General features: G+C 68.0%; 9 protein-coding genes. 3 read left to right on the top strand and 6 right to left on the bottom strand.

Going from position 1 to position 9,684, the window contains the following annotated elements:
* The 5 genes from QZV84_RS09995 to QZV84_RS09975 form a co-directional block, all read right to left on the bottom strand.
* Nucleotides 1-353, bottom strand: a 353-nt coding sequence (locus QZV84_RS09995) for a rhodanese-like domain-containing protein (protein WP_292829002.1), incomplete at its 3' end; no start/stop codon positions are given.
* A 115-nt stretch (nt 354-468) separates the two neighbouring features.
* Complete coding sequence (locus QZV84_RS09990) at nt 469-2,295, bottom strand: ubiquinol-cytochrome c reductase cytochrome b subunit (protein ID WP_292829000.1); 1,827 nt, start codon at nt 2,293-2,295, stop codon at nt 469-471.
* Nucleotides 2,292-3,371: a Rieske 2Fe-2S domain-containing protein gene (locus QZV84_RS09985; protein WP_292828998.1), complete on the bottom strand. Its 1,080-nt coding sequence runs from the start codon at nt 3,369-3,371 to the stop codon at nt 2,292-2,294. Before QZV84_RS09985 ends, QZV84_RS09990 begins: the two co-directional genes overlap by 4 nt.
* Before the next feature lie 32 nt (nt 3,372-3,403).
* The gene (locus tag QZV84_RS09980) at nt 3,404-4,204 is read right to left on the bottom strand and encodes a cytochrome c (RefSeq protein WP_292828996.1); all 801 of its coding nucleotides are present in this window, start codon (nt 4,202-4,204) and stop codon (nt 3,404-3,406) included.
* A 20-nt stretch (nt 4,205-4,224) separates the two neighbouring features.
* Complete coding sequence (locus QZV84_RS09975) at nt 4,225-4,824, bottom strand: heme-copper oxidase subunit III (RefSeq protein ID WP_292829012.1); 600 nt, start codon at nt 4,822-4,824, stop codon at nt 4,225-4,227.
* Between the two features lie 157 nt (nt 4,825-4,981).
* Here QZV84_RS09975 and trpD point away from each other — a divergent pair, with 157 nt between their 5' ends.
* The 3 genes from trpD (at nt 4,982) to QZV84_RS09960 (ending at nt 8,494) form a co-directional block, all read left to right on the top strand.
* Nucleotides 4,982-6,052 (top strand): anthranilate phosphoribosyltransferase, encoded by a 1,071-nt coding sequence (gene trpD, locus QZV84_RS09970; protein ID WP_292828994.1) that lies wholly within the window; start codon nt 4,982-4,984, stop codon nt 6,050-6,052.
* A gap of 175 nt (nt 6,053-6,227) precedes the next feature.
* On the top strand, nt 6,228-7,223 hold the full coding sequence (locus QZV84_RS09965) for a PHP domain-containing protein (protein WP_292828992.1): 996 nt from the start codon (nt 6,228-6,230) through the stop codon (nt 7,221-7,223).
* Nucleotides 7,178-8,494: an MFS transporter gene (locus tag QZV84_RS09960; RefSeq protein WP_292828990.1), complete on the top strand. Its 1,317-nt coding sequence runs from the start codon at nt 7,178-7,180 to the stop codon at nt 8,492-8,494. The genes QZV84_RS09965 and QZV84_RS09960 overlap by 46 nt, the downstream gene beginning before the upstream one ends.
* Nucleotides 8,495-8,784: 290 nt before the next feature.
* Here QZV84_RS09960 and QZV84_RS09955 read toward each other — a convergent pair.
* Nucleotides 8,785-9,684: 5'-3' exonuclease (locus QZV84_RS09955; protein ID WP_292828988.1), on the bottom strand; the 900-nt coding region annotated here is incomplete at its 5' end.

Here is a 9,684-nt window from a genome sequence, read left to right as displayed (position 1 = left end):
TTGGCCATGAGCGGGCAGTTTCCGTGGCCACCAGCGGGCAATTCTGCTGGCCGCCCACGGGCAGTTCGGAATGGCCATTGACACTCCAGGGCCGCCTTTGCGCCGGCGTTGCAGCCAGGACTCCAGCAATAGACCACGACAGGCACGGCAGGGTCGAGCTCGCCGGCTGCGCGCTCGGCGATCTCCTGACGGCGCAAGTGGATCGCGCCCGCGATGCGACCCTGCTTCCAGGCGGCGTCGCTGCGCACGTCGATCAGAACGAAGGCCTCGCCGTCCTTCTGCGCGGCGTACACATCGGAGGCGTCGGTCTCATGGGCGAGCTTGGCAGAGAAGTAGGAGATCGCGTCGGTCATGCCTTCACGCTACGCGATGACGGATATCGCGGCACGGTCGCGCCGCAAAGCCAGATGCCCCGGCCGCGAACACAGCGTGTTCAGGGCCGGGGCATCCGGTTGCGCCGGAGCGGTTCTACGAATTCTTCTCGTCGGGATTTACCGGCTGTCTCGCACCGTCGTCGGAGACGATCACGTTCGACGGGCGCACCGCCGTCTCAGAGTGGTGACCGTCGTCGATCGGGGTATGCGGAGCGCCGGGAACACCGGCACGCGCGTGCGCTCCCTGCAGTTCGACATCTTCTTCGGCCGCGATGTGCTCGAGCTCGTGATGCTGGTGAGCCACGGCCGCGTCGATCTCGGCCTGCGTAAGCGGTGCGAGGCGGTCCTCGAACAGCCAGCGCGACAGGCTCGCGCGCAGGTTCTCATGCCAGGGAATGCGTCCATGAGCGTTCGGTCGCACGACGAGAGGCTCGTAGCCATCGTTGTCGACAAGCTTCCAGCGCTCGTACTCGTCGACGGGCTGGTGCACCTCGATGTACTCGCCGCCGGGGAGCCGGACGATGCGGCCCGACTCGTAACCGTGCAGCACGATCTCGCGGTCCTTCTTCTGGAGCGCGATGCAGATGCGCTTGGTGACGAAGTAGGCGACGACCGGGCCGACCACCAGCAGGGCCTGCAGCGTATGGATGACACCTTCCATCGTGAGATAGAAGTGGGTCGCGATGATGTCGGACGACGCCGCCGCCCAGAGGACCGCGTAGAACGTCACACCCGCCGCGCCGATCGCCGTGCGCGTCGCCGCGTTACGAGGACGCTCGGCGATGTGGTGCTCTCGCTTGTCTCCGGTGATCCAGGCCTCGATGAACGGGTAGATCGCAACCAGCACGATGAACAACCCGAGGCCCACGAGAGGTACGAGGATGTTGAACGACCAGGTGCGGTCGAGGAACACGATCTCCCAGCCGGGTGGAACGAGCCGCAATGCGCCGTCGGCGAAGCCGATGTACCAGTCGGGCTGTGTGCCTGCCGAGACCGGGGACGGGTCGTACGGGCCGTAATTCCAGATCGGGTTGATCGTGAACAGCGAGGCGATGAGCACGATCACGCCGAACGTGATGAAGAGGAACCCGCCCATCTTCGACATGTACACCGGCATCATCGGGTAGCCGACGACGTTGCTGTTCGTGCGACCCGGGCCGGCGAACTGCGTGTGCTTGTTGATCACCATGAGCATCAGGTGAAGAACGAGCAGGCCGACCAGGATGGCGGGCAGCAGCAGGATGTGCAGCGTGTAGAGGCGACCGACGATCGCGGTGCCGGGGAACTCGCCGCCGAACAGCAGGAACGAGATCCACGTGCCGACCAGCGGGATGCCCTTGATCATGCCGTCGATGATGCGCAGACCGTTGCCCGACAGCAGGTCGTCGGGAAGGGAGTAGCCCGTGAAACCCTCGGCCATCGCGAGGATGAACAGGATGAAGCCGATCACCCAGTTCAGCTCGCGCGGTTTGCGGAAAGCACCGGTGAAGAAGATGCGCAGCATGTGCACGCCGATGCCGGCGACGAACACCAGCGCGGCCCAGTGGTGGATCTGTCGGACCAGGAGGCCCCCGCGCAGATCGAACGAGATCCTGAGTGACGAGTCCAGCGCCGCCGACATCTCGACACCGCGCATCGGCAGGAACGCACCCGTGTAGTGGGTCGGAACCATCGAGGCCTGGAAGAAGAACGTCAGGAACGTTCCTGACAGCAGGACGACGACGAAGCTCCAGAGCGCGATCTCACCGAGCATGAACGACCAGTGGTCGGGGAAGATCTTGCGACCGAGCTCTTTGACGAAGCCCGAGAGGCTGGTGCGCTCGTCGATGTAGTTCGCGGTCGCGCCGATGAAGCGGCCACCCAGAGGCGCGTCGCGCTTCTCGGCGTCGGGGGTTTCGGCGGGTGCCGTCGCAGTACTCAATGGCGCTCCCAGAAGCTCGGCCCTACGGGTTCGGTGAAGCCGCTTCGCGCGATGAGGTAGCCCTCATCGTCGATCGTGATCGGAAGCTGCGGAAGGGGACGCGCGGCTGGCCCGAAGATGACCTTCGCCGCGTCGGTCACATCGAATTGCGACTGGTGGCACGGGCAGAGCAAGTGGTGCGTCTGCTGCTCATACAGTGCGACCGGGCACCCGACATGGGTGCACACCTTCGAGTAGGCGACGATGCCTTCGTACGACCAGTCGGCCTTCTCGGGAGACTCGATGAGGTCTTCGGGAAGCAGGCGCATGACCAGCACGATGGCCTTGGCCTTCTGCTCGAGGTACCCTTCGGCGTGGCCGAGTTCGGCCAGAGACTCCGGGATCACGTGCACGGCCGAGCCCAGAGTGACATCTGCGGCTCGGATCGGAGTGCCCTCGGGGTCGTGCACGAGGCGCATTCCCGCGGTCCACATGGTTTCCTCGAGCAAGGCGACCGGGTCGCCCGCAATGGGATTGGCGGGGGTGTTCTCAGGGGCGAGTCCGCGGAACAGGACCACGGCCGGCGCGAGCGAGGCCACGACCGCCGCGATCATCGAATTGCGGATCACGACGCGGCGGCCGAAGCCGGAATCGTCGTTCGCGTCGGAGAAGGCCTGCACGGCAGCGGCGCGCGTCGTGTCGCGGCCACGAGTGGCGTGCCGCGGCTCGATGTGCTCCTTGTCGGACATGATCGCCTTCGACCAATGGATCGCCGCGATGCCGATCGCCAGTAGGGCGAGCCCGATGCCGAGCCCCACGAACATGTTGTTGTTGCGGATGTCGACGATGGCGCCGCTCTCGATCGGGAAGAGCATGTAGGCGGCGATCGCCCAGATGCTTGCCGCGACCGACAGGTAGAACAGCGTGTACACCGTGCGGACCGCGTGCTTCATGGCTACGGGGTCCTTGTCGGTCACCCGCTCGCGATGAGGCGGGAGCGCCGGAGGCTCCACCGGGTCGGAAACCGCGACGGCGAGCCCGGGCGAAGGGTTCCAGGAAGCCCTTTCATGCTCGAGCGGGTCGTCCTCGTGTGCCATGAGATCCTCGTTCGTTGTCATGGTCGAATCGATCAGTTGGACTTCGCTGTGATCCACACGGTGATGGCGATCAGGCCGCCGATCCCGAAGATCCAGATGAAGAGGCCTTCAGAGACCGGACCGAGTGAGCCGAGCGAGAATCCGCCCGGCGACTCGTTCTGCTGCAGGAACAGCAGGGCCGAGATGATGTCGCGCTTGTCTTCGGTGGTGAGCGTCAGGTCGTTGAAGACCGGCATGTTCTGCGGGCCGGTGACCATTGCGCCGTACATGTGCAGGGCGCTGGTCGTTCCCAGCGCGGGAGCGTACTTGCCTTCGGTCAGAGCACCGCCGGCCGCGGCGACGTTGTGGCACATCGCGCAGTTGACGCGGAAGAGCTCCGCGCCCCGGGCGACATCGCCTTCGCCGTCGAGTGTTTGCTCGGACGGGAACGTCGGTCCGGGCGCCTGAGACTGCACGTAGGCCGCCATCGCGAGGATCTGCTCTTCGGTGAACTGCGCCGGCTTCTGGGGGGCCTGCGGGGCCGTAGCCTGCAGGGGCATGCGACCGGTCGAGACCTGGAACTCGACGGCGAGTTCGCCGACGCCGTACAGCGAGGGCCCCGTGGTGGAGCCCTCCAGGTTCAGGCCGTGGCAGGTCGCGCAGTTGGCCTGGAACAGCTTCTTGCCGTCGTCGACCGTCAGACCCGATGCGACGGCAGTGTCGGTGCCCGCCGCCATCGCGGCGGAAGCACCGGCGTAGGCGCCACCTGTGATCAGGAGGCCGATGCCGATGAGTGCGGCCGCAGCCCAGGGGCTGCGTCGGCCGTTCGAGCGGCGCTTGGTCTCTCGTGCCATGTTGGGGCTCAGCTCCGCTTCTATTTCAGGAAGTAAATGACGAGGAACAGCGCGATCCAGACGACATCGACGAAGTGCCAGTAGTACGACACGACGATCGAGGAGGTCATCTCTTTGCGCCCGAAGTTCTTGACGGCGTACGCGCGGCCGATCACGAGGAGGAAGGCGATGAGGCCACCGGTCACGTGCAGGGCGTGGAAGCCGGTGGTGAGGTAGAACGCCGACGCATAGGAGTTCGCACTGATCGGCATCCCCTCGGCGACCAGCTGGGCATACTCCCAGACCTGGCCGGAGACGAAGATCGCACCGAGTGCGAATGTGAGCCAGAACCACTCGACCATTCCCCAGCCGAGCCACCCGCGCTTCTTCATCGAGTAGGGCTGGAAGCGCTCGGCTGCGAACACGCCCATCTGGCACGTGACGGAGGAGAGCACGAGGACGATCGTATTGACCGTCGCGTAGGGGATGTTCAGCAGCTGGGTCTCTTGAGCCCAGAGCTCCGGAGAGGTGCTTCGGAGGGTGAAGTAGATCGCGAACAGACCCGCGAAGAACATCACCTCGCTGCCGAGCCAGACGATCGTTCCGACAGCGACCGGATCGGGACGCTTGACGGAACGCATGGCCTGTGAGTAGGTCTCTGTCGTGGTCGTCACCTGACCATTATGGCCGATCCGTGAGCCCGCCGATCACATCCGGAGGGGATTTATTCCGATGGTGGCTTGGCGGGTCCTCGGAGCGCGCCGCGAGTCAGCTGAGAATCTGGCTAGGCTTTGGCGTATGGCGGAGCCGTATACGTGGCCGGGAATCCTCACCACTCTTCTGGCCGACCAGGACCTCAGCGTGTCCGAGTCCACCTGGGCGATGCGCGAGATCATGGCGGGCGCGGCGACAGCCTCTCAGCTGGCGGGATTCCTCGTGGCACTGAGGGCCAAGGGCGAGACGGTCGACGAGATCGTCGGCTTTCGGGACGCGATCCTGGAGTCCGCCCTCCCGCTGCCGGTCGACCCGAATGTGCTGGATATCGTCGGCACCGGCGGAGACCGCTTCGGAACCGTGAACATCTCGACGATGTCGGCGGTCGTGGCCGCGGCATCCGGTGTTCCCGTGGTCAAGCACGGCAACAAGGCGGCGAGCTCCGCATCAGGGTCGTCGGATGTGCTGTCGGCGCTCGGCATCGACCTCACCCTCACGCCCGAGCAGGTCGCCGAAACACTCTCCCGAGCCGGCATCACCTTCGCGTTCGCCTCGGCGTTCCACCCCGGGTTCCGCCACGCCGGCCCGACGCGGGCCGAGCTGGGCGTGCCGACGGTATTCAACTTCCTCGGTCCGCTGTCCAACCCGGCGCGCGCCGAGGCCAACGCCGTGGGGGTGGCGCAGCTGGATCGCGTGCCGCTCATCACCGGCGTCTTCCGCACCCGGGGTGCGACTGCCCTCGTCTTCCGCGGTGATGACGGCCTTGATGAGCTGACCACGACCGGCCACAGCCGGCTGTGGGAGGTGAGCCGCGGCGATGTGCACGAGCACGACCTCGATCCGCGCGATCTCGGCATCCCGCTCGCCGAAATCGACGCGCTGCTGGGCGGGGACCCCGCGCACAACGCCCAGATCGTGCACCGGGTGTTCGAGGGTGAGCAGGGCGCCGTGCGCGACATCGTGCTGCTGAACGCCGCCGCCGGAATCGTGGCATTCCGCCTGTCGCAGGACGCGACCGAGGTGCAGCGCCCGATCCTGGAGCGGCTGACCGAGGCGAAGGATGCCGCAACCGCAGCGATCGACAGCGGTGCGGCTGCGCAGAAGCTCGCGGCGTGGGTCGAGGTGACGCGCTCGTTCGCACAGCCTGCCCGATGACGGTCCGACGACAGTCGCGTTAGCATGTCGGCAACCTCAGGAGGATGCCATGACCGACGCTTCGATCGCCGACACCACTGCCGCCGTCCTGCGAGCGCGCCGTTCGTGATCATGCGATCGCCGGTCGCGTGAGCCGTTTCGACCGCGCGCGCGGACTCCGTGAGGGACGACCACGGTGCACCCCCACGACGCGCTGACCGAGATCGCTGCGCTGCTCGAACGTGAGCGGTCGTCGCGGTACAAGTCGAAGGCGTTCCGCACGGCGGCTGAGGCCATCGACGGGATGAGCGACGAGCAGCTGCGGGATGCTGCGACCCTGCGCCGCCGCAAGGGCATCGGCGATTCGACGTTCGCGGTGATCCAGGACGCACTCGAGGGGCGCGTGCCGGGATACCTGATCGACCTTCGCGAGCGCGCCGGAGTGGAGCGCACCTCCGCCCTGCGCGGGATGCTGCGCGGCGATCTGCACAGCCACAGCGAGTGGTCCGACGGGCTGACCTCGATCGATCTCATGGTGGATGCTGCCCGCGCGCTGGGGCACGAATACCTGGCTCTGACCGACCACTCGCCGCGCCTGCGCGTCGCGAACGGACTGTCGGCGGAGCGCCTGCGCGCGCAGCTGGAGATCGTTGCCGGCATGAGCGGTGACGGATTCACGCTGCTGTCCGGCATCGAGGTCGACATCCTCGCGGAGGGCGGCCTCGATCAGGAGCCGGTGCTGCTGCGGGAACTGGACGTCGTGGTGGCCTCGGCGCATTCCAGACTGCGCATGGAGCGCGGCCCGATGACGCGTCGTCTGGTGCGCGCGGTCTCCAGCGGGCGGGTCGATGTGCTCGGCCACGTCACCGGGCGCCTCGTGGAAGGCTCGCGCGGCACGCGACCGCCGTCGGCAATCGATGCGACCGCGGTCTTCGACGCGTGCGCCGAGCACGGGGTCGCGGTCGAGATCAACTCGCGGCCCGAGCGGCAGGATCCGCCCGACGACCTCATCGCCATCGCGCTCGCGGCCGGCTGCCTCTTCTCGATCGACTCCGACGCGCACGCGCCCGGACAGCTCTCGCTCCTGGACTTCGGCGCGGAGCGCGCGGAGCGCGCAGGCGTGCCGCCCGAGCGGATCGTGACGACGTGGCCGCTCGCGCAGCTTCGGGAGTGGACCGGTCTGCGCCGGTGAGTCTGGCCGAGCGTGCGCGGCACGGCATCCCGTGGTTCGTGCTCGCGGGAGTGCTGGTAGCAGCGCTCAGCATGCGCGGGCCGATCGTGGCGCCGACTCCGGTGCTGCGCGACATCGAGCAGGACTTCGGCATCGGCTCGGCGACGGCGGGACTGCTCACGACCGCGCCGGTGCTCATGTTCGCCCTGTTGACGCCGGTCGCCGCGCTCGTGATCCGCCGCGCGGGCGCCGAACTCGCGCTCATGCTCTCGCTCAGCGGAGTGCTGCTCGGCACGGTGATCCGCGCGATCCCCGGTTTCGGCTGGATGCTGACGGGCATGTTCGTGATCGGAGCGGCCGTCACGATCGGCAACGTCGTCATTCCCGTGATCATCAGGCGCGACGTTCCCGCCGCGCGGGTGGGGGTGGTCACGGCGGCCTATGTCGCCACCCTCAACGCGGGTTCGCTCATCACGTCGCTGCTGACCGCGCCGCTGGCCGCGCTGGTCGGCTGGCCGGGTGCGCTGCTGGCATGGTCGGTGCTCACGATCGCCGGGATCGTGCTCTGGGGAGCGCATCTGCGACGATCGCGCCGCGACCGCGACCGGTGGGGCGAGCGGTACTCGGGCGACCAGCCGGCCGGCGTCGTCACGCGGGATCTCGACCCGGCGACCCTCACCGGCCCGCTGCCGGTGGTCGCGCGCGGCCGGTCGGAGCGCGCGATGACCCGCCGGCCCGTCACGTGGCTGCTGCTGGCCGCATTCGCGGGGCAGGTCATGATCTATTACGCCCTCTCGACCTGGCTGCCGACCCTGACCGCCGACGAATTGGGCCTGGATGCCGCTGCCGCGGGTGCTCTCTCATCGCTGTTTCAGGGCGCGGGCATCGTCGGTGCCTTCATGGTGCCGCTGCTGGCCCGGTTCACGCCGGCGATCGTGCCGACGCTGACGATCTGCGTGTCGTGGCTCATCCTCACGGTGGGCATGCTGCTCGCCCCCGAGCTGACGTGGCTCTGGCTCACGATCGGCGCGATCGGTCACGCGGGCGGATTCGTGGTCATCTTCACGACGCTGGTCGTGGTCTCCCGCAGCGACAACGAGGCCGCCGGGATGTCGGCGCTCGTGCAGGGCGGCGGCTACGGCATCGGCGCGCTCGGTGCGCCGATCATGGGTGCGCTGCACGAGGCGACCGGTGGGTGGACGGCGCCACTGGGCCTGATGGTCCTGATCGCCGTGCTGTACTGCGTCACTCTGCTGGCGGCGGGTGCGGCAGCGCGTTCGCGGCGAGGATGAGTGCGTCGGCGCGCCGTCGCCGCGAGGGCGGCGCGCGCATCCGAGCGTGGTCTCGGCCTGGCGCGCGGGGTTCAGGCAGCGGTGGGGGCCGTAGCCGTTCTGCATCGCATTGCGGAGCCACCGGCGGCCGAAGATGCCGAAGATCAGGGCGAACAGCAGGATCCAGAACAGCGGGATCAGCAGGAACCACCAGCCGAAGCCGGGGCCCCAGCCGGCCATGTGGGCTCCGACGCTGTGAGACCCCGTCGAAGGCTCGAGGTACTGTGCGGGGAGTACGCCCGGCCCGTGGATCAGCGGGCGCCGGCGGCGTCGAGCGCGTCGACGATGCGCGTCATCGCGGTGCCCAGCGCCCACTGCTCGGCGAGGGATGCGGCATCCGCTCGGCGGGCGTCATCGAGCGCCCGCAGCCGCGACTCGGTGCCGGGGAGGTCGAGGCCCTTCACGACTTCGACGACGGTGGGAGCGACCGCCAGGTAGGGGAGCCCGGCGAGGATCTTGCTCTGGATGCCGGCCGACATGCCTGCGCCCGCTTCGGCGGCTGCGATGATGCCGGCCAGGTCGCCGTGCGCGGTGAGAAGGGTGGCGGCGGTCTTCTCGCCGATGCCCGCGACGCCGGGCAGGCCGTCGGACGAGTCGCCGCGCAGGGTCGCGAAGTCGGCGTACTGGGTCGGCAGGACCCCGTACTTCGCGACGACGGTGGCGTCGGTCACGATCTCGAGGTTGCTCATGCCGCGTGCCGTGTAGATGACGCGCACGTCGCTCGCGTCGTCGACGAGCTGGAAGAGGTCGCGGTCGCCGGTGATGATGTCGACCGGCAGGGTCGCCCGCGTGGCGAGGGTGCCGATCACGTCATCGGCCTCGTGCTCGGCCGCGCCGACGATCGGGATGCCGAGGGTCTCGAGCGTTCGCCGGATGATCGGCACCTGCACCTCGAGCGGGTCGGGGACGACCTCGATGTCGGGGCCGACGGCAGTGACCTCGGCGACCCGATGGGTCTTGTAGGTGGGGATGAGATCGACGCGCCACTGCGGGCGCCAGTCGTCGTCCCAGCAGGCGACCAGATGCGTGGGCCGGTAGGTGGTGACCAGCCGGGTGATGATGTCGAGGAACCCGCGCACCGCGTTGACCGGCGTCCCGTCGGGGGCGCGCACGGTGTCGGGCACGCCGTAGAACGCGCGGAAGTACAGCGA

The sequence above is a fragment of the Microbacterium sp. genome (assembly GCF_011620715.1).
Classification (GTDB): domain Bacteria; phylum Actinomycetota; class Actinomycetes; order Actinomycetales; family Microbacteriaceae; genus Microbacterium.
The sequence above is the reverse complement of the archived record's forward strand: the minus strand, read 5'-3'. Positions and strand labels throughout refer to the sequence as shown.